Here is a 19,757-nt window from a genome sequence, read left to right as displayed (position 1 = left end):
ATCTAGTTTTGGGAGAATTAGTTGTAAGGTATTTGTTTCAATGAAGTGTCGAAATAGAACAGACATATAAACGCGATCTGTTTATTCCAAAGCAAAATATTGAAATTTGGGTAAATAATCAAATCTGAGGATTTAACGGGGAATGAGGATTCATTTAACTATTTGACACACTGGGAGAATTCCTTTTCTATTGGAAATAATATAACTCTTAATTCAAATGATCTTGTTTCTTTATCACAGACTATACCAACTAAACATTCCTTAAGACACCAACACCTTAGTAGGTCTGCCGATTTATTATTATCGATTTCGCAGGTAGAAATAACGCTCTTTCCGTCCTTATCTGAAATAGTCACGACTTAATCTGACAGTCAAATGATATCCTTAGCAGCTAGCTGAAGATCGCTAGCTGCTTTTCTTTTGGACGTACAGATCTTCTTTCGGAACGCTGTCGGATAAAACTACTCTTGAACAGCGCAGCGAAATTGTTATGCATACAAATGCTAATCGTATTGTTTGTTTATATCAGAAAATGGGCTAACCCCACCAACTTATCTTGTAAAGAAGAAGGAAGAGGAGATTGTGCTAGTACTGATTTTAAAATACCTGTGCTATAAACGGAAACAAAATCCAATACCCCATCCACATACTCAGATGGAACGACAGCTGAGATCACGTCTGTGATAATACCTCCCCCATTGATCAGCTGCAATTCAGCTGGACTCAATTCTATAGGATTTAATAGGTTCTTTTCTATCATATGAATAATTTACTTGTTAAAGATAATTTTACTTGTTACCAAAAATAACGCAAAGCTGCCTGTTTACTATGTTCATTTTCATTCATTTTGTTCATTCTGGTCATTACTACCTAAAATTCACAGTTGTTGCAGGGAGAAGCCTATTTTCTCCGTCGTAGAAACAGAAATAATTCAAAACACAGAATATTATGAGCACATCTATTATCGCTTACACAATACTGCGAGGAGTATAGTTTGCCAATGCACAACAGATCGAAACGCTCTCATTTAAAAGCAAAAACGGCGGAGGCAACGCTAAGGTAGGCGCCTACGGCACTGGAGTGGGTAAACATTCCTATATTCGATGGTAAACTGGCGGTATTTACCGGTGGCGATGGTGCTATATTCGCTACTTGTGTCTTTTAAATTATGGGGAGCTGCAAAACAAAAAAGGGGCTGCATCTAACGATACAACCCTTAAGTATTAGATATGCCGACGATATTGTAGGCATATAATTTGCTCCCGTTCATTGGCTATTGGAAATCGCTACTTACTGGTAGTTGTACACTTATTCCCAGGGTAATCCTATTGATTATTGGGTTCCAGCTAACCCAAGGGCCTACTGTAATCATTGGTTTTGGGGAAGATACTTTCAGCGCTGTACCGGCCACGATATGAGAATATGGGCTTGCGTTTGTAAGTATTACCTGCGTAAATGGTCTTTTAAATTTAATTATCAATCCGACCCCGATTTTTAAGTTTACACACTTAATGAAATAGTCCCCATATCAAAAGTTGGATGCTAATTATTTTTGCAACAATATCTCTACGTACAGGAGTCCTTAGTGTAAAAGCCTTCATTCTTAAACAACTCATCCAAATCACTGTGATTGTTACTTCTCCATACTTATAAACATCTCCTACCCCTCTGGCATTTTCAATGTACATACAATTGATAGGACTTAGACCTAAAAATCGAACCCTATGCCACTTCGACTCATATGTAATAGGATATCCAGGACGACTTACAGTGGATAATTCGTAGTCTACTTGGTACTGAACGAATGATTTAATGTTTCTAATATACTAGTTACATGATATCCGCCTGGTTCACTGGTAACATCTACCGGTCTATCTCCAGTTATAGTTTTCCCTAAAAGATATTCATCTGGTGGAAAATCCGCCGGAATACACTCCATACTTTCCGTTTTCGCCTTACTCTTGTTTCCTAGGTCATTTGTAATCAATGGTGTCGCAACTGGAAGTGTTCGGAAGAAAGGCTGCATAAGATTTTTTTTCGAACACAACTGCCGGTGTGTCAGAAAATTTTGGTGTGTCACAAACACGGAAAAAGTGTCTGATTTGAGTGTCATAAAATGTACAAACGAGCCGGTCTTGTTCTCCCAGCCGCAAACGAATTTGGTGTGTCATTTGGTGTGTCAATTTTGTGTCAACGATAGTGGGAGAAAGCGGAGGAAATGCAGAGAAAACGGAATTGACCAAAAATAAAAAAGGTTGTAAATCAATGACTTACAACCTTTTGACGTGCCCAGAACTGGATTCGAACCAGCACACCCTTGCAGGCGCTGCGACCTGAACACAGTGCGTCTACCAATTTCGCCATCTGGGCAACTGATATCGTGTCAGGGAGCGCAAAGATAAACAGCTTTTTCAAATTTCCAAAAATAACGGGAACGGATATACTAATAATTAAAAATAAAACCGAAAGCAGTAATACTGAAGGGCATCCCTCCCCTAGCTACCAGGTACAGATCATGCACCCCTTCTGCATGACGCAGGTTGCCCGTTAACTTCAGCGCATAGGTGCTATCGCCTGTATAAGGAATATCAAGAGTGCCGATAATTTTACCTTTGGGCTTATCTATCCGGAACTCAAGCCTGGCATTATTCTTTTTATGCTCTGATGCCACCTCCACGCGGAAACCTATCTCACCCAAACTTAAATTCACCTGCGCAAAGCTGAGATAACTACCCTCCTTCATCTGGAACTCCGTTTCACGATTGCCCTTCTTAGCCGCCGGCGCCGCCGTCTGTCCGCAAACAGACACGGAAACGAAAGCAAAAAGCAGCATTAACATCAGCCTCATAAGGATAGGATAGGTTATCTTCTTCTCTTTTTTACGACGAATCAGGAATAATTGTTCCCGGCAATAAATTAATAATAAAAACCCTAAATTAAGGAATTATGTAATATAATAGCAAAATAATAACATCTGCACAAAAAGTGCCCGCAACAATAACTGTTGCGGGCACTTTCAAAAATATGATCAACGGAATAATATGATCAACGGAGATCAGATCCCCGCAAGCCGGGCATAAATCTCCATCATGCCAGCCTGCCCCAGTAACTCCCGCTCCGGGCGGTTACCCAGCATATTGCTGCTGTTCCGGTCCTGCTCCCATACTTTATCGGCATACTCCTGCATGGCACGGATATACTTAGGGTTATTATCCACCCTGTATAATGCCTCATATCCCCGAAGCAATACGGCATTAAACCAGTAAGACAAGGGAAATCTTCCTTTCCTGAAAAAACGCCGGTAACTACCCTCTGCAATGTAACGGGCTTCCCTTAAATACTGCGCATTCCCTGTAATGCGGTACAGCTTTACATTTGCTTCCAGCATCACACCGGTATTATAGGTATACGCCGCAGAATCAATCCGGTTGTTCTCTGCAGGTTTTATAGCATCCCAGTATACACCGTCTTCATCCCGCAAATACCGGTTCACCCATTTGTACAGGAGTAAAGCCGTATCCAGGTATGCCTGCTTATGAACGGCTTCATACAATTGCAGCGATAATAAAATAGCCGGTCCGTTGGAACAGGTGTTCTTCGTGGTAACATCTCCTTCCTTCCAGTATAAGCCCCCGCCGCTAACGGTATCAAAACCGGTCATCATAAACCGGTAGATCTCCTCTCCTTTCTCCAGGTACCATTTCTTCCTGGTTCGCGTATAGGCGTCTACGTAAGCAATGCCAACCCACTGGTTGTCGTCGTAATAACGGTCCTCCTTCCGCTCCTTCACCACATACGAAGCATATCCCGGTGCAGGCGGTCCCGGGTCGTAGTACTGGTTAATAGCCTTCACCACCGGCGCCATATAGGTATTACCGGGATGGATCCGCTCCATTTCATTGGCAGCCTGTATAAGGCCGCAAAGTCCCCAAAGGTCGGCATGCAGGTTATGATTCACACTGCGGTTGCTGGTTTGAATATACAAACCGGTATTACGTTCATACAGGTATTTGTTCACTGCCTGCTGCAGTATCTCCGCCTTCTGCCTGTTGCTTTGGGCAGATATGCTGCCGGCAGACAGCAAACACCAAAAGATAAACCTCACTGTTCTTCTCCCCATCTTTATCATTTTCATTACTTCATCAGTCCCATGCCTTTCAGCTTCACCGCCGCTTCTATGAGCATCGCCCCGCTCAGCTGCGTGGTCAGATCGCTGCCTGCTGCAGTGGTGGTCCAGTCTTTGTTAAATAACACCTGCGGGCGTGTAGTGCCTTTCAGCCACAACGTTTCGGCATTCAGCTGCAGAAACGCTGCATACTTTGCCACATCCGTACTGCTGATACTACCATCTGTGATCAGCAACATCAGGTAACGCACCAGCACTCCCTTGAACAAACCTCCATCTCCACCACCTTCATCCTTCAGGATATTGGCATTGGTAAATCCTCCGGCTAAAGTATTATTGGCGGTTTTCAATGCATCATTGATGTATACATTCTGACCGGTGAGCTTATACAGCTCCACACCAGCGCCAATAAATACGCCCTGGTTATAGGTGAAGTTCCAGTTCTTTGTTACCTGCCCGCTGCCATCCTGGTTAATACCGTCCCATACAAGACCGGTCACCGGGTCTACCAGCGTGGCTTTCTGCCAGTCGTAGATCTTTTTGGCCCAGGCAATATCATCCGGGTTCTGGGTAAGCCCATACATACGGCAGGCAATAATGCATGCAGGCGCATTGGCAGGCGTGTTCTTATAGTTTTTGGATTTGTCTTTGTTCCAGTGGATACCGCCGCCCCATACATCATCCCAGCCTCCTTTGATATCGTTCCACAGCAATACGGCCACGTCTTTATACTTAGTATCGCCGGTGGCTTCGTATGCACGTAAACAGGCCAGGTTCATCCATTCCATATCGTCATAGAAATGGTTGATATAGGTGCCCCCGTTTTTCGTTTTCATACCGGCCAGCAGGTCGTCCATGCGGGCTTTGATAGCCGGGTCACTTTTACGTATATAGGCGTCCGTTAGTACGTCCAGTGCGTGTGCATTGGGCCAGTAGTTAAAGGTGGTATTGCCTGTGTTATTGGCGTTAAAGTATTTCTCCTGGTTCCAGAAATTACCGGTAAGCCCCTGCAGGGAAGAATCAGCTATCTGCGCCCAGTCGTACACATAACGCGCCTTATTGGCGCCCGGGCCTGGGCCATCATCCACAGGTTCTTTCAAACATGCAGTGAAGGCCAGTGACAGCATTAAAAGGGAATATCGTATCAGCTTCATAGCAGTCTTTATTTTACGATGATTTCGTGGGTATAGTTCTTATCTGTTGTGAAATAAAGATTTATATCACAGTTCTTGTTGTCTGCCTCTGTAGCAAACTTGTAACAATAGTTCCGCTGGTCGTTGTTCGTGATAGGGCGCAGTTCCCAGTAACTCAGTGGCGAAGCGGCAGTTGGACGGTTGTTATCTGCATTGGAACTGCCTATCCATTCCTCACCGGCATTACCATCGCTGTCTTTTACATTGATACGGAATTTGTAACGCTCATCGCGGCCCCATGATTCCTGTTTGAATGTGATCAGCTGGTTCTGGATCTTCCAGGTACCGCCGCCGGCATAGCTGATCTCGAACAGGAATTTATTCAATGGCGCAAACCAAAGCCCAATAGTACCTATCTCCGTTACTGTAGCGGCAGCGTTGTTAAAGTCCAGGCGCAGGCGATATACTTTGGTACCGGCAGTTTGCTCTGTTTCACCGCCTTCTTTTACGGCCGTACCCGCAATGGAATATACATCCGGCGTACCGGTATTTCTGCTGGTAAAATGGTATTTACCGTTTTTGAGAGAGGTATAAATTTCATACACTCCCGGTGCAGTGGATTTCAGTTTCAGGGCTTTCGACAGATCAGCGCCTGCTTCTGTAGCCTCGCCGGTGAGATATACATCCGTGGGGATCTCGGCAAAACCGTTAGGTCTTTCTACTTCAATAGTCTTTGTTTCTGCGGCCTTCTGGATATTATACCCTTTGGATGCCAGCACGGTCCATACCAGTTTGCCGGTAGCCAGGGAAGCGATGCCGGCTTTACCTGCCACGCTGTTCAGGTCTTTATGCGACAGCGTTAACTTGTTTTGTACGCCGCCGCCATCAGAAGAGAATTTTGCAACAGGGGAAGAGAAATCGCCGCCTGCTTTATCAAAGGCCACTTCATACTGTACCAGTGAGCCATCTTCCGCACGGGCCTGGTCCCACTCAAAACTTACAGTTGCGCTGGTAGTAGGTTGCAGCTTAATATATTTATTATCCAGCGGCGCGGTGAGTTTGGGTACCGGCTGCATATTGGTGTTGAGTGAATAATCGTCTTTCTTACAACTAAATAATAAAACACTCAGTATAATGATCAGATATTTTTGCATGTTATTATAGTTTTTAGGTGGAAGGATATTACCAATCCTGGTTTTGTGAAAGATTTTTGTTCTGATCGCGCTCAATGGTGGGCACCGGCCACAGGTAGTGCTTGGGATTGGTGAACAACCTGTTTTCAACGATGATATAACCATTCGGATCTTTATTGAAAGCACCGGAGCTTACTTTAATACCTCTTACAGGTCTGTTCATCACCACATCGGCAGTTTTCCAGCGGCGTATATCATAAACGCGGAGCCCTTCAAACGCCAGCTCTGCCCTTCTTTCCCGGCGGATCACTGCGCGTTGCTGATCCTGGTTCAGCGCAGCGTTAAACTGGGTGGCGCCTGCATCATTAAACCCGGCACGCACGCGGATAGGCTGAATGGTTTGATTCCATACTGCCGCATTCATCTGCCCCAGCTCATTCTTTGCTTCTGCATACATGAGCAATACATCGGCATATCGGATCATGATCAGGTTTAACCCTGATGCATAATTGGTAGCTGCGCGGTCGTAATATTTGTAGAAATAATAACCGGTGGGAGATGCGCCCTGGTCATCTACCGTATTGGTGGCAGGAACAGAGCCAGGCTGCGTCAGGATAGTTTGCTCCACGCCGTTAAAATCAACCACCTTGGATCCGTGATGCAGGATGGTAGCTTCAAAACGCGGATCCCTGTTGGCATAGGGCGTGTTTTCATTATAACCGGAACCAGCTTCACCAATGGCTTTACCATTGGTCATGATATAATCATTTACCAGGTCCTGGGTAGGCACCAGCACGCTTCTCAGTGCAGCAATGGTTTGCGGCATGAAAGAGCGTTGTTTGTCGTATGTTCTGCCACCACCATATTGCAGGTCGAGGATCACTTCACTGTTATACTCATTGGCTACGGTGAACAGGTTACTGTAATTACCAAACAGGGCATAAGTACCATTCTCTGTTTTACCAATCAGCTTTTCACAATCTGCTACAACGGCTGCCCATTCGCTGCGGAACAGGTGTACGCGGGCGCTCATGGCTATGGCAGCGCCACGGGTAATACGGCCACGGTCGTTCTGCGCCTGCTGGGTGTTGGTGGGCAGGTCTTTCTGGATCTCCGCCAGTTCTGTTAAGATGAACTGCTGGATCGTGTTCTTATCGGTACGCGCAATGGTACGGGAGGCGTCGATGGTGATGAGGTCTGTATAAAAAGGTACATCCCCATACCAGGCAGTGAGCTGAAAGTACGCGTAAGCGCGGATAAACCGGGTTTCAGCCAGGATACGCGCCTTCAGCGCGGGATCCATGTTGGGCACACGGTCTATGTTGGCGGTAACGGTATTGCACCGACGTATAGTTGTGTAGTAATAGGACCAGGTATCTGCTACCCTTCCGTTGGCGCCGTCGTACCCGCCGTTGGCAATTGCATTTACATTGATCAGGCCTCCCCCGCTGTTATACGCATTATCACTCAGCGCTTCATCTCCAAAATAATAATCATCTTTTGAAAGATGCTCATAGCAGGCGGTCAATGCATCGAGCGCATCCTGCGCATCGCGCCAGTAGGCAGTTTCGGTAAACTCCCTGGTGATCGGCTGATCCAGTTTACGGCAACTGAATAAAGTGCCGGCCATTAATATTGACAAAACTAATTTCTTCATACAATTGATTGTTTAGGCATCAAAACTTAACATCCAGACCAAAAGCAAAAGTGGCCGCATTCGGGTAATTACGTCCTGCAATAGGGTTGTAATTAGACATGGACAACTTATCATCAAACTGTGTAAACTCAGGGTCTACTCCTATTTCACGGAAGCGTTTAGGCATGATCGTTATCAGGTTCTGGCTGGTGAAATATACCCGCACGCCCTGGATACGCGCCCTGTTCAGTAAAGATGCAGGCAGGTTGTAACCCAGCTGGAAATTTTTCAGTCGCAGGTATTTGGTATCAAACAACCAGTAATCTGAATAGGCGAAGTTATTGGCATCGGCAGCCCCAATGGTTACACGCGGATAGGTAGCGCCGGGATTGGTAGGCGTCCAGCGGTCCAGGTGCTGTACCATTGCATGGTCTTCGTTGTTATGGAATGCTTCTACGATATCTCCTCTCAGGAATTGTGAGCGCTTGCCCACGCCCTGCCAGAACATAGTGAGGTCGAAGTTTTTCCAGCTCACGCTGTAGTTAAAGCCAAAAGTGTAACGGGGAAAAGGATTGCCAAACACGTAGCGATCGTTTTCATCGATCACGCCATCCTTGTTACGGTCAATATACCTTACGTCTCCGGGCATCACCTGCTGATTGTAGGCAAACGGTACTTTTGGCGCGTTCTTTATATCATCCAGGTTCTGGTATAAGCCATTGGATTTATAACCATAGTAAGACGCGATAGGAAACCCTTCTTTAATGATAAAGGTTACATCAGAGCCACGTACAGATTCCTGGCCGAATTTAATCACCTTGTTCAGGTTATCAGCGAGGTTAAAACCGAAGTTATGGTGGAACTGACCGGTGGTAAGCCGGTAGTTGATAGCCAGCTCCCAGCCTTTATTATTTACCTTACCTACGTTTTCCAGCGGAGCAGCAGTACCTGCGGTTCCGGGAACCGTCTGGAAAAGATAGATCCCGTCGGTCGTCTTATTAAAATAATCGAAAGATGCTGTTAAGGCGCCTTTGAGAAAATCTGCATCAATACCATAGTTGCTCATGGTGGAAACTTCCCACTGCAACAGGTCGTTGTAAGTGGAGAAAGTAGCGCCAATTGCAGGTGTATTATTAAAGGAATAGCTGCCGGTAGTAAACGGAGAATTACGATCATCTGTTAGTCGTACCCTGGCCAGATAATTACCGCCGCCGATATTGGAGTTACCCACCTGTCCCCATGAATAGCGCAGTTTAAAGTTGCCGATACGGTCTTTTACTGTTTCCATAAAGGCTTCGTCCGTTAAGCGCCATCCCAGTGAAAACGCCGGGAAGAACTGCCAGCGGTGGCCGGGGGCCAGCTTGGAAGAACCGTCGTAGCGCCAGGTTATTTCCGCGAGGTACTTATCATTATAGGCGTAGTTGAATCTTCCGAAAAGTGAATTCAGCGCGTACAGGTTGGGATTGCTCATATCATTATAAGTACCTATATCCCTGTAATCGTAGGTGCCATCCGGTTTTGGAATATAGCCACCGCCAATAGACCAGTCGTTGTCCAGGTTAGTGGTTCCGAAACGATCCGCGCGGAAACCATAGCCTTCATCTATCGCATCGCTTCGCACGCCTACCTGGCCTTTTACATAGTGCTTACCAAAAGTATTTTCATATTCTACTGTACCATATACGTTCGTGGTGAGATCTTTGTATTCGGAGTTATGCATTTCATTATACAGCGGTGGTGTAGCGGTGGTATAATAAGGAGCATAGTTAAACTTATTAATACGGTAAGCGGTGTTATCAATATTGTAATTACCGGAAGCATTCAGGTTGATCCTGAAATGATCTGCCGGTGTGATCACCACGTCAATCCCTCCCATCAGGTTATCTACGGTTCTTAAACGGTAGCCGCTTTCCGCCAGCAAAGCGATCACGCTGTTACTGGTCAATGGCGGTACTACCCAGTTGCCGAGGGAATCCTTTACAGCAGTTGTACGGGGCACACGCATTGCATCACGCATCAGGAAACCAATATCAGATACCTGCGTGCGATAGGTAGAGCGGGTATAGGCCGCGTTCCCGCTTACTTTTACATACTTGCTTAGATCTACGGATACGTTGAGGCGGGCGTTGTAACGTTTGTAGTAAAAGTCCTGCGGCACATATTTGTTCCGGAGCATATTGCCCTGGTCGAGATAGCCCAGTGAAAACAGGTAGCTGCTGGTTTTGCCGCCGCCGCTTAAACTTAAATTATGGCTTTGCTGCGGGGTATACTTGCGGAGCATTTCAGTAAGCATGGCTGGTTCTGAGCCGCGGTCGTGCCACGATTTAATATCTTCCGGCGTATACTGCGGCGTTTTGCCCGAGTTTACCAGCGCTTCATTTTTCAGCGTCATATACTGCCATGCCTCCATCTGCCGGGGCAGTGTGGTGGGCGTTTGCCAGCCGTACATACCATTGTAGGTAAGGGAAGGATGATCATCTTTTTTACCTTTTTTAGTGGTGATATAGATCACGCCGTTGGCCGCCTGTGAACCATAGATCGCTGCAGATGCGGCATCCTTCAGTACGGAAATAGACTCCACATCATAGGGGTTCAGGTTCTGTAACCCGTTACCTCCTGCCTGCACGCCGTCAATGATCACGAGCGGCGCGTTGCCGGTTAAGCTACCAACACCGCGGATATTCATGGTCATTGGCGCGCCCGGTTCAGCCGTATTTTGCTGCATGATGAGGTTAGGCGCCTGGCCCTGCAGTGCCTGGAACATATTCACTGCCGGCCTGCTGGTAATATCTTTTGAGTTAATGGTGCTGATGGAAGCCGTCACCTGTGTTTTCTTCTGCTGACCATAAGCCGTTACCACAATCTCTCCAAGATCTTTGGAATCTACGTTCAGCATGGCAACAATGCTGGTTCTTCCATTGATGGCTATTTCAGAAGACACATACCCTACAGAAGAAAACACCAGTATGCCGTTGGCGGCGCTGGCAGGGATCTTCAGCGTGTAGTTTCCTTCTGCGTTGGTAACTGTTCCGATGCTCATTCCCTTTACGCGAACGTTCGCACCGGGAATGGTTTGCCCGTGGTTATCCACTACACGGCCGGTGATGGTGATATCCTGCTGTTGCCCGATAGTGGTAGCGGCGTCGCCATGTTTCAGGATGATTTTATTGGCGATGAATTCATAATTAATTTGCAGTGGCAGCAGGATCATCTGCAGCACATCATCCAGTTTATTATCTTTTACATTCAGGGATATTTTCTGCGCAGCTTTAATATCATCATTGGAATACACAAAAACCAGGGAGGTTTGCGCTTCAATTTTTTCCAGTACCGTTGCCAGGCTGGCATTGTCGACCTGTAAGCTGATCAGTTGGTTCATAGCCGGCGGTCTTTCCCGTTCCTTTGCCGGCTGATGTTGCACCTGCCGGCGCAACCCGGCTGCATAAGCCACCTGTGCATGCAGATCCAGCACGCTCAGCAGCGATAAGCAGATGATCAGCGACAGGAAAGGCGGACGAAAAGAAGGCTTGTATAATACCTTTCTCATAACGTAGTGGTGATTAAAAAATGAATAAATATTGGTGTTGGCTTGACGTTTATTATTCTCCTATAACAAGCGTTGAATCGGTAATACGATAGTGGAATGCTTTTGATTTACTGAGGTAGTACATAATATCTTCCAGGGAATTATTATGGAAAGCCCCGGTTAACCGGTACTGTTTTGGTGCGTTAGCTTCAAATATTACACGCTTGTTGAAATTGCGTTGCAGGCTGGCGCCTATTTCCTCCAGGGTGGCGTTTCTGAAAATAAGTCGTCCTTCCGTCCAGGCCTTATCTTCCGAGCCGATGGTATTGCCTTTGATCAGTGTGCCGCTGCTGGCGGTATAGGTGACCTTTACGTCTGGTGTAACGAGGATGGTATCGCTGATCTTCTTATTGTCTTCATAACGGGGAATGAAGGCCACTTTCCCGGTTACCACGGCGGTTTGCACCGGTTCATTCTCATAAGCCCGGATATTAAAGGAGGTGCCCAATACCTTGATGGTGCCTTTTTTCAGGTGTATAATAAAAGGACGTTTGGCGTTTGTGGCCACATCAAAAAAGGCCTCTCCTTCCAGGAAGATCTCGCGGCTGCCGCCCCGGAACTTTTCCGGGTAAGTGATCATACTTTCCGCATTGAGCCAGATCTTGCTGCCATCGGCCAGTTCAATAAACGACCGGGTAGCTTTCCCGTTACTGCGTTTTACCCATTGTTCCCGTCCGGCATCCGGTGTTTTTCGTGTAGCGTTAAACAACCAGAGGGCGCCAACCGGTAACAATATAGCAGCAGCAACAGCAGCTACCCATTTCCATCTCCCGGGCCTTTCAGGCTTCATCGGACGGATGTTAGTCGTTTGTTGTTTTATTTTAGACAGGGTTCGTTGCAGGGCCTGTTCTGTGCTTTCTGCCGACACCTGTAAGGGATCTTTAAAATAGTGATGGAGATACTGGTATTTTTCTTTCAGTACCGGGTATTGTTCCAGCAGGGCCTCCAGCTCCGCCAACTCTTCCCGTGTAGCTGCTCCCGCCAGTTTGCGGGTCACCAGTAGTACGAAATGGTCTTCGTTTATCATAAAATGGAATCGTGTTCAGAGAGAAGGACAGGCAGCGGGGGGAAAACTACTTACAAGCGCGGAAAATATTTTTTCGCGGGGATTTTGTCTTGGAACACTGATTACGCTGATTTTGATGATTTCATTGATATTTTTTTAAGCGATTAAAAAAAGGAGATATAATTGGATACTTGCTTTTATCTCCCTTAACTATTATAAAAATCCAAAAAGTAAAATCAAACTAATCATCAAAATCAGCGTAATCAGTGTTCCAAGACAAATTTCGCATCGCCGAAGGCGATCAGCTAATATAGCATCAGTGAAGATATAGCCAGCAGGATGATCAGCGGTGGCAACACCCCTTTGGTTTTGCCCATAGCGCCCAATCCTTCGTTCAGGCGCCGCATGGCGCGGAATAGCTGTGTTTCCACCGTACGGGGGGAAATATTGAGGATTTCAGCCACCTCCTTATATTTGAAGCCGTCTTCCTTGATCAGCTGGAAAATACGGCGGCATTGGGCCGGCAGTGAGGATACTATCTGGTCCATTTTAAAACGCATCTCTTTCCATTCCAGGTCGCGCTCCAGGTCAATACTGTTGCGCAGGTCGGCCGTGTCAGACCCTGAAAGCGGAACAATACGCAAATGGGAATATTGTTCGAGATAGTTGAGTGAATGATTCTTTACCGCCACAAAAAGGTATACCTGCAGGTTTACTACGTTCTCCAGCTCACTGCGGCGGTTCCAGAGCTTTACAAATACATCGGATACTATTTCTTCCGCTGCTTCCCTTACATGTACATACCGGATACAGAAATGCAATAAGCGGTCGTATAAATGACGGAATAAACGGGCAAAGGCCTGTTCATCATCATAACGTGCTATCTGCATCTGCCATTCACTAATCTCATCCATGGTCATGTATGCTAAAACGTTTTTGCTTAATGGACAAAAAAAACGAGAATCGGAGTTTCTCTTTTATTGTTCTGGTCGTTTACTGTGAATCTTTGGTTGATATCTTTTACAATAACAATGTTATAAAAAAAGATCAATATTACCAATTATCCCGCGGATTTTGTCAGACAAAATCCGCGCGTTATACCCAGCCCTCCTTCACCGCCCGTACTACCAGTTCGGCGGCAGACTTAATGCCTGTTTTCTTCAGCATATTCTTACGGTGCTTATCTACCGTAAGCTTGCTGATGTTCAAATGAGTGGCTATCTCCCGGCTGGGCATACCTCCCAGCACTAAACGAAGAATCTCCTTCTCCCGCCTGGTAAGCACCTCGCGGGCAGGGGTAAACATCTTCCTGATCTCCAAGTTCGAAAAAGTTGGCTCCCCGTCCATTCCCACGAAAGACAGTACAGGACTGCCGGTGGGCTTCAGGTGCGTAATATCGGTATGTACGCATAGGCTGCGCAGCACTGCGCCGGTTTCATCGTGCTGTATGCAGGTCGACTGCTGCAGCATCCGCACATATTCACCATTGGCCTTACGCACCCGCAGGTCGTAACGCACTTTATACTTCAATACTTTCTCCGGCGGCAGCCGGGAAAAAAAATCAACCGCCGCCTGTTCAAACTCCAGGAAGCTGGCCACATCTTCCGGGTGGATACGCAACATCATCTCGGTAATAGAGCACTCGTCCGGAGTATATCCCAGCACGTCGTATACACAGGGATGCATATAATCCAGCTCCCCCCTTACTGCATTGAATATAAAATAATAGCACTCTCCTACCTGGAAAAAACTAAGCACCTTCTTATGGACTTCCATCTCCAGGGACAGGTCAGGCGGATCGTTCCGCTCAGACAATATGTTCCAGACCTTCCTGGTTTCTTCATAAATGCGAATCTTCATGGTAGGGGCAAATAATATAATTAAACCGTAAACAGTCCTGCCAATAAGCGATCTGACAAACATCCCGTCAATACCGGTTAGCTCAGCAAATTAAAAGATACGAAAACAATTGTGATACTAATGCATATCAGCGCCACGAGAAATGTATAATCCGCTATTTGCTCCAGCCTTTCACTCGTTTTCCCATACCTGCTCTTCAATGATAAAAAAGATAACAGGCAGCTTGCCATCAGCAATATAGCCGCTATACCGGTACAATCATCTATAACAGTGGCATGATTAAACCTCGCTACTTTAATGGAGGTAAGCACTATCAGGCAAAAGCCCAGGAGATTGGTGGAAGTGTTCAGAATGTGCGGCGACTTACTTTGATTTGCCATAACCCTATTTTTTGTTAATCAGCTTTTAACAAAGCTTTGGTCATACAAATGAATATATTTTGTTGATAGTTTAGCTCTCATACAGCAGATCTTATGAAAAAAATAACACTTATAGCACTGTGTTTGCCCATATTCGTAAATGCTCAACCCGCCAAATATATACTGAACGGCAAACTCAGCAAACAGAACGGACCTGCAAAAATATACCTGAACAAAGTGGTGAATGAAGCCCTGGTAGTAGATTCTGCAGAAGTAAAAAACGGCGAGTTCCGGTTTGAAGGGGCATTAGATGGCCCTATGCGCGCCATGCTCATCCTGGACACCAAAGGAGGCGGTATGAATTTCATGGAGCTCCCTCCCGATGCTGATACCAGGATCTTTTACCTGGAAAAAGGAAATATCAAAGTGACTATAAACGGGCGGGTAAGCAATGCCCGCATCTTCTCCCCCATCAACGATGAAGAAGATTATTTTAAAAAATCCATGAAATCTGTTCTCAAATCGATCCGGCAGCTGTCAAAAGAATACAACAGGGCCTCCGCCGCGAAAAAAGAAGACAAAGGATTCCAGCAGCAACTAGCCCTGCGCTACCAGGTATCACGTGAAGCACAAAAGCTGCTCCAGCACAAATACATCGCGGAAAATCCCAATTCCTTCTACAGCCTCATGGCACTGGAAGAACTGGCCGGCCTGGATGTAAACCCTGATATGATAGAACCTATCTTCCTTAAATTATCGGAAGAAGTACGTAACACTCCCGAAGGCAAAGCCTTCGCCGCAGAAATTGCCCGGGCCAGGAACCTTACTGTAGGCTCAGATGCTCCCGACTTTGAAGTACCGGATATGAACGGGAAAATGGTAAGGCTCTCCGACTTTAAAGGGAAAACCGTATTCCTCGATTTCTGGGCTTCCTGGTGCGAGCCCTGCAGGCGCGAGCACCGCAAGATCCTGGAAGCCTATAAGCAATTCAAGGATAAAAACTTCACCATCATCAGCGTGGCGCTCGACCCGCCGGCCGACCGGAAATATTTACTGGAAGCAATTAAAGAAGATAGTATGGTATGGACCAACCTGGCCGACCCCAAAACAGACAGGAATCACGCCGCCAGGGTGTACGGCGTGAAAGCCATCCCACAGAACTTCCTCATAGATTCTACCGGCATGATCTTTAATAGAGACCTTACCGGAGAATCTCTTTATCAGCAATTAAACAGTTTACTGAACAAACAGAATGAGTAAAAAAAACATACATTTGTTCTTATTAGTTATAAATATAGTTTATTACAAATATATAATACATGGACAAACAGTCTCTTTTCTGGGCCGCTAATCTGAAATTATTACGGACACGAAAGAAGATCTCCCAGCAGCAATTATCCGGCCTACTGGGACTGAACCGGAACAAGATCACTGCACAGGAAAGTGGTAAAACGCGCAATCCCCGGATGGAAGACCTGGTGCTGATTTCCGGCTATTTCAAAATAGACCTGGATGTTATGATAAAAACAGACCTGTCAAGCCTCACGGAAGAACAACTCCTGGAACTGGAAGCAGGAAATAAAACAGACCTAACAGGCAGGCATATACGTATTCTTCCCATTACTGTAGACAATAGCAACGAGGAAAATATGGAATTTATACCTGCACGGGCCCGTGCAGGCTACCGCAGCGGCTTTAGCGATCCGGATTTTATTTCGGCACTGCCAAAGTTCTCCCTGCCAGATCTGCCCAGGGGCAAAACCATCCGTATGTTCCCCATCATCGGGAATTCCATGGAGCCCATCCCGGATGGCAGCCACGTTATTGCGCAATACCTGCAGGACTGGTCGCATTTAAAAGACAATACCGCCTGCGTCCTGGTGCTGAAAGGCGGAGAAGAAGATATTGTTTTTAAAGTGGTAGTTAACCACATTAAACAGAACGGTACCCTATCACTTCATTCGCTGAACAGTGATTATGAGCCGTTCACTGTAGACATTGGAGAAGTGCTGGAGATATGGACTTTCATTGGTTTTGTCAGCAAACAGTTTCCGGATTTGAATTAAGCAGCAAGGGAAGGCGGAGTGCCTTCCCTTGCTGCTATAATAACGCTACCGTATATACGATCTTTGCATAATTATCTGCTTCATACAGCACGCCAATATGCCGGTCGTCTATCTTTACAATATCAGAATAGGCGGCATAACTTGGTGTGGTTCTCCCACTGTTGGCAATCACATAGGTTCCCCGCCAGGTGCGTCCTTCGTCGTAACTGACACGCAGCGTAAGATTATCGCGCGTAGCAGTATCGGCAGCATTACAAAATACGAGCACTGCTTTCTTCTTCTTCCAGCCAATAGTAAGCAGGCTTCCTTCACAAACAGGATCAGGCAGCTGCGTATCGGTATAGGTGCTGTTCCAGGTAGCGCCACCATCATTGCTGATCCCTACCAGGCGGGCTTTTACATCTCCCCGTTGATTGCGTGCATTGATCATCAGTTTTCCGTTAGATAGCTCTGCAGCAGTAGCTTCATTGGAGCCGGGCATTGGCAGGGAGTTAGCCAGATGAAATGTTTTCCCATGGTCATCTGTATAATAGCCATGTGCGTTGTAGTCCTCAAACCGCTTCTTCGGATTCCCCGCAGAGTGATTGGCTGCTACATAAATACGTCCCTTGTATTTGCCGCGGCTAAACTGCATGGCATGTCCGGGCGTGTTGGCATAGCTTCTCCAGTCCTCTTTAAAGTTGTAAACCGCATTCACCTCCGGCTGGTTAGGCCTGTGCACCTGTGTGGTGATATTCACCGGGGCAGACCAGGTGGCACCACCATCCGTGGAAGTAATATACCATGCTTCCCGGTATCCTTTTCCTTTCCGTACTTCTCCTTCATGATTATTACCGGTGTTATAGAAAAGGAAAATGCGCCCCGCCGGGTAAGCAGGATCTGTTACATCCACTACCGAGGCCGGGTTACCCGCCTGCATGGCGTCATAATCCACCACCTGCGTTAAGGCCGACCAGGTTTGCCCTTTGTCCTTACTGCATTTCATCACGATATTAATGTCCCCGAAATCATCCGAATCTTTTACCCGGCCCTCTGCAAAAGCCAGCAGCTGCCCATCCGGCAGGGAAATGATGGCCGGAATGCGGTAACTCGCATGCCCTTCCTCACCCGAAACGAATACGGGTATGGGCTTTAACTGTGCGGATACCGCCATGCAACAACAAATAATAATGCCCGTCAGCAAGTGTGATACTCTCATATAAGTTATTTTTTCTTTGATAGATGTGAAGCCAGTATCTGCCGGCAATACCATTCCTGCCTTGGCAGGTGAAACGGCCCCTTGAACATGTTTCCCTTGGCAGTTTGCGCAATACCGCCGTCACGATGCAGGTAGCCGTACCATTCCCCGTTTTCTTTATCATGGAAATGCGTATAGGCGTAATCGTGAACCATACGATGCCAGGCAGCGTACTTTTCATTTCCCGTAACCAGGTAGGCCAGCAGTGTGGCAATGATTGTTTCATTATGCGGCCACCAGAACTTCATATCCTGCCAGTATTCCTGTACAGGCTTATCATACACATCCCTGAAATACAGTATCCCCCCATAGGTTTTATCCCATCCCCGTTCCCACATATAGTCCAGCATGCGGCAGCCGAGGTCTGTCAATGCGGGATCATTGTTGCGGTACCTTGCTTCCTCCAGGATAAACCAGGCGCCTTCTATGGCATGCCCCGGGTTCAGGGTACGGCCATCAATATGATCAATGATACTACCATCGGGCGCTACCTGTTCCATCACGCAACGGATATCATCTTTTACAAAGTTGGCAGCTATTTCTTCTATCCACCTGCTGATCCATTCATCACAACGGTCGTCTCCGATAGTGCTGCGCAGCTGCTGAGCGGTATTGATCATAATCATGGGCACCCCGATTCCTTTTGCCGGGCGCGTGTCTGTAAACTTAGGAGTCAGCAATTCCGGCGTGGTGGCATAGTTAATGCATTGGCCGAATAAATGCCGCGCTTCCTGCGCTGCCGCTTCATCGCCGCTTGCCTGCGCGTAGGCTGCCATAGCAATCACAGCGAATGTTTCTGAAAAGAAATACCGCCGCTTGCGGATAGGGCTGCCATTCCTGGTTACATGAAAAAACATCCGGCCATCTGTATCAAAACAATGCCTCCTCAAAAAATCATATCCCAGCCTGGCGCCTTCCAGCCATTCCGCCTTCTGCTCCACCGTATTATACAAAGTAGCCAGGTGGCGCGTCCCTGGATCCATACGGCCTTGTCATCTTCCAGTACAAAACCCCTCAGATGATCTCCATCACTGGTTTTAAGTTGCTTCCCCGCATAACGGAAAACTGGTTTCCACCGGGTAACGGAAGGTCACCGACAGGATCCCATCTTCGCTCACATGAAAGGAGGATTCAATTTTAGCACCGGCTTCGGTGAGGTAAGATAACTCCGGCGGATATACGGAGGCGGCATCATCGAGCAGTTTAGTGAATACGGCGGCCGCTTTGGCCCTGCTCCCCGGGTTTGGGCCCTGTTGCGCAAAACTGTGGATACTGAAAATAGTCAGCAGTACGCTGATTAAAAAGTAGCGTTGTTTCATAGGTATAATTTCGGTACAGGTAATCTGTTTTTACATTGTAAACATAATATTTTTAAGATATATATTCACCTGTAGGGAAAAATCCTCTCTTTGCCTGCCCACAGGGAGATACAGGCCGCCGCAAAGCCCGCTCTTTTTAAAATTGTTTACAATCTTTTAAATTTCATTAACAAGTTACTTTTCCCTTTCATACTAATTTCATCCTCACGTTCAAAGACCTGTGACTTGTTTAGAAAATCGATTTAGCAATATAAGTATTTTATCATACCAAAATTCAGTTAATAACAGCGGTGAGC

General features: G+C 46.5%; 16 protein-coding genes and 1 tRNA gene. 2 read left to right on the top strand and 15 right to left on the bottom strand.

Annotated elements, in window-relative coordinates:
* Positions 1 to 520: 520 nt before the first annotated feature.
* From FN124_RS20900 to FN124_RS20845, 12 genes are all read right to left on the bottom strand, one after another.
* On the bottom strand, positions 521 to 760 hold the full coding sequence (locus tag FN124_RS20900) for a hypothetical protein (protein ID WP_142686736.1): 240 nt from the start codon (positions 758 to 760) through the stop codon (positions 521 to 523).
* Positions 761 to 2,286: 1,526 nt separating this feature from the next.
* Positions 2,287 to 2,370: transfer RNA gene (locus FN124_RS20895), tRNA-Leu, on the bottom strand.
* Positions 2,371 to 2,443: 73 nt separating this feature from the next.
* On the bottom strand, positions 2,444 to 2,848 hold the full coding sequence (locus tag FN124_RS20890; RefSeq protein ID WP_142686735.1) for a carbohydrate-binding protein: 405 nt from the start codon (positions 2,846 to 2,848) through the stop codon (positions 2,444 to 2,446).
* Positions 2,849 to 3,055: 207 nt separating this feature from the next.
* Positions 3,056 to 4,120 (bottom strand): glycoside hydrolase family 76 protein, encoded by a 1,065-nt coding sequence (locus tag FN124_RS20885; RefSeq protein WP_185937298.1) that lies wholly within the window; start codon positions 4,118 to 4,120, stop codon positions 3,056 to 3,058.
* A gap of 14 nt (positions 4,121 to 4,134) precedes the next feature.
* On the bottom strand, positions 4,135 to 5,280 hold the full coding sequence (locus FN124_RS20880) for a glycoside hydrolase family 76 protein (protein ID WP_142686733.1): 1,146 nt from the start codon (positions 5,278 to 5,280) through the stop codon (positions 4,135 to 4,137).
* An 8-nt stretch (positions 5,281 to 5,288) separates the two neighbouring features.
* Positions 5,289 to 6,413 (bottom strand): SusE domain-containing protein, encoded by a 1,125-nt coding sequence (locus FN124_RS20875; protein ID WP_142686732.1) that lies wholly within the window; start codon positions 6,411 to 6,413, stop codon positions 5,289 to 5,291.
* Between the two features lie 28 nt (positions 6,414 to 6,441).
* Positions 6,442 to 8,049, bottom strand: coding sequence for a RagB/SusD family nutrient uptake outer membrane protein (locus FN124_RS20870; RefSeq protein ID WP_142686731.1), 1,608 nt, complete (start codon positions 8,047 to 8,049; stop codon positions 6,442 to 6,444).
* A 19-nt stretch (positions 8,050 to 8,068) separates the two neighbouring features.
* The gene (locus FN124_RS20865; protein ID WP_142686730.1) at positions 8,069 to 11,575 is read right to left on the bottom strand and encodes a TonB-dependent receptor; all 3,507 of its coding nucleotides are present in this window, start codon (positions 11,573 to 11,575) and stop codon (positions 8,069 to 8,071) included.
* A 52-nt stretch (positions 11,576 to 11,627) separates the two neighbouring features.
* Positions 11,628 to 12,641, bottom strand: a complete 1,014-nt coding sequence (locus FN124_RS20860) for a FecR family protein (protein WP_142686729.1) — start codon at positions 12,639 to 12,641, stop codon at positions 11,628 to 11,630.
* A gap of 284 nt (positions 12,642 to 12,925) precedes the next feature.
* Positions 12,926 to 13,540 (bottom strand): RNA polymerase sigma-70 factor, encoded by a 615-nt coding sequence (locus tag FN124_RS20855; protein WP_142686728.1) that lies wholly within the window; start codon positions 13,538 to 13,540, stop codon positions 12,926 to 12,928.
* Positions 13,541 to 13,715: 175 nt separating this feature from the next.
* On the bottom strand, positions 13,716 to 14,480 hold the full coding sequence (locus tag FN124_RS20850) for a LuxR C-terminal-related transcriptional regulator (RefSeq protein WP_185937297.1): 765 nt from the start codon (positions 14,478 to 14,480) through the stop codon (positions 13,716 to 13,718).
* A 77-nt stretch (positions 14,481 to 14,557) separates the two neighbouring features.
* Entirely contained in the window at positions 14,558 to 14,860 is a 303-nt protein-coding gene (locus tag FN124_RS20845; RefSeq protein WP_142686726.1) for a hypothetical protein, read from the bottom strand.
* A gap of 93 nt (positions 14,861 to 14,953) precedes the next feature.
* Between FN124_RS20845 and FN124_RS20840 the strand changes: the two genes are divergently transcribed.
* Both FN124_RS20840 and FN124_RS20835 read left to right on the top strand, forming a co-directional pair.
* The gene (locus FN124_RS20840) at positions 14,954 to 16,099 is read left to right on the top strand and encodes a TlpA disulfide reductase family protein (RefSeq protein ID WP_142686725.1); all 1,146 of its coding nucleotides are present in this window, start codon (positions 14,954 to 14,956) and stop codon (positions 16,097 to 16,099) included.
* A 59-nt stretch (positions 16,100 to 16,158) separates the two neighbouring features.
* Positions 16,159 to 16,905, top strand: a complete 747-nt coding sequence (locus FN124_RS20835) for an XRE family transcriptional regulator (RefSeq protein WP_142686724.1) — start codon at positions 16,159 to 16,161, stop codon at positions 16,903 to 16,905.
* 34 nt (positions 16,906 to 16,939) lie between these two features.
* On the opposite strand, the gene FN124_RS20830 is transcribed toward FN124_RS20835, so the two are convergent.
* From FN124_RS20830 to FN124_RS20820, 3 genes are read right to left on the bottom strand one after another with little or no spacing between them, the layout of a single operon-like run.
* A complete protein-coding gene (locus FN124_RS20830) occupies positions 16,940 to 18,103 on the bottom strand; it encodes a sialidase family protein (RefSeq protein WP_142686723.1) in 1,164 nt (387 codons plus the stop codon).
* A 5-nt stretch (positions 18,104 to 18,108) separates the two neighbouring features.
* Positions 18,109 to 19,125 (bottom strand): AGE family epimerase/isomerase, encoded by a 1,017-nt coding sequence (locus FN124_RS20825; RefSeq protein ID WP_260607548.1) that lies wholly within the window; start codon positions 19,123 to 19,125, stop codon positions 18,109 to 18,111.
* A 54-nt stretch (positions 19,126 to 19,179) separates the two neighbouring features.
* On the bottom strand, positions 19,180 to 19,461 hold the full coding sequence (locus FN124_RS20820; protein WP_142686722.1) for a hypothetical protein: 282 nt from the start codon (positions 19,459 to 19,461) through the stop codon (positions 19,180 to 19,182).
* Positions 19,462 to 19,757: the final 296 nt, after the last annotated feature.

Origin of the sequence: Chitinophaga polysaccharea, from assembly GCF_902150045.1 — a bacterium.
Taxonomy (GTDB): Bacteria; Bacteroidota; Bacteroidia; order Chitinophagales; family Chitinophagaceae; genus Chitinophaga; species Chitinophaga polysaccharea_A.
Note: the sequence above shows the minus strand (reverse complement) of the source record. Positions and strands in the feature narration are given on the sequence as shown.

Coding starts and splice junctions, on each gene's coding strand:
- FN124_RS20855 (WP_142686728.1), bottom strand. CDS start 13,540: ATGACCATGGATGAGATTAGTGAATGGCAGATGCAGATAGCACGTTAT.
- FN124_RS20870 (WP_142686731.1), bottom strand. CDS start 8,049: ATGAAGAAATTAGTTTTGTCAATATTAATGGCCGGCACTTTATTCAGT.
- FN124_RS20825 (WP_260607548.1), bottom strand. CDS start 19,125: ATGGATCCAGGGACGCGCCACCTGGCTACTTTGTATAATACGGTGGAG.
- FN124_RS20900 (WP_142686736.1), bottom strand. CDS start 760: ATGATAGAAAAGAACCTATTAAATCCTATAGAATTGAGTCCAGCTGAA.
- FN124_RS20880 (WP_142686733.1), bottom strand. CDS start 5,280: ATGAAGCTGATACGATATTCCCTTTTAATGCTGTCACTGGCCTTCACT.
- FN124_RS20865 (WP_142686730.1), bottom strand. CDS start 11,575: ATGAGAAAGGTATTATACAAGCCTTCTTTTCGTCCGCCTTTCCTGTCG.
- FN124_RS20860 (WP_142686729.1), bottom strand. CDS start 12,641: ATGATAAACGAAGACCATTTCGTACTACTGGTGACCCGCAAACTGGCG.
- FN124_RS20875 (WP_142686732.1), bottom strand. CDS start 6,413: ATGCAAAAATATCTGATCATTATACTGAGTGTTTTATTATTTAGTTGT.
- FN124_RS20885 (WP_185937298.1), bottom strand. CDS start 4,120: ATGGGGAGAAGAACAGTGAGGTTTATCTTTTGGTGTTTGCTGTCTGCC.
- FN124_RS20820 (WP_142686722.1), bottom strand. CDS start 19,461: ATGAAACAACGCTACTTTTTAATCAGCGTACTGCTGACTATTTTCAGT.
- FN124_RS20890 (WP_142686735.1), bottom strand. CDS start 2,848: ATGAGGCTGATGTTAATGCTGCTTTTTGCTTTCGTTTCCGTGTCTGTT.
- FN124_RS20835 (WP_142686724.1), top strand. CDS start 16,159: ATGGACAAACAGTCTCTTTTCTGGGCCGCTAATCTGAAATTATTACGG.
- FN124_RS20840 (WP_142686725.1), top strand. CDS start 14,954: ATGAAAAAAATAACACTTATAGCACTGTGTTTGCCCATATTCGTAAAT.
- FN124_RS20845 (WP_142686726.1), bottom strand. CDS start 14,860: ATGGCAAATCAAAGTAAGTCGCCGCACATTCTGAACACTTCCACCAAT.
- FN124_RS20850 (WP_185937297.1), bottom strand. CDS start 14,480: ATGAAGATTCGCATTTATGAAGAAACCAGGAAGGTCTGGAACATATTG.
- FN124_RS20830 (WP_142686723.1), bottom strand. CDS start 18,103: ATGAGAGTATCACACTTGCTGACGGGCATTATTATTTGTTGTTGCATG.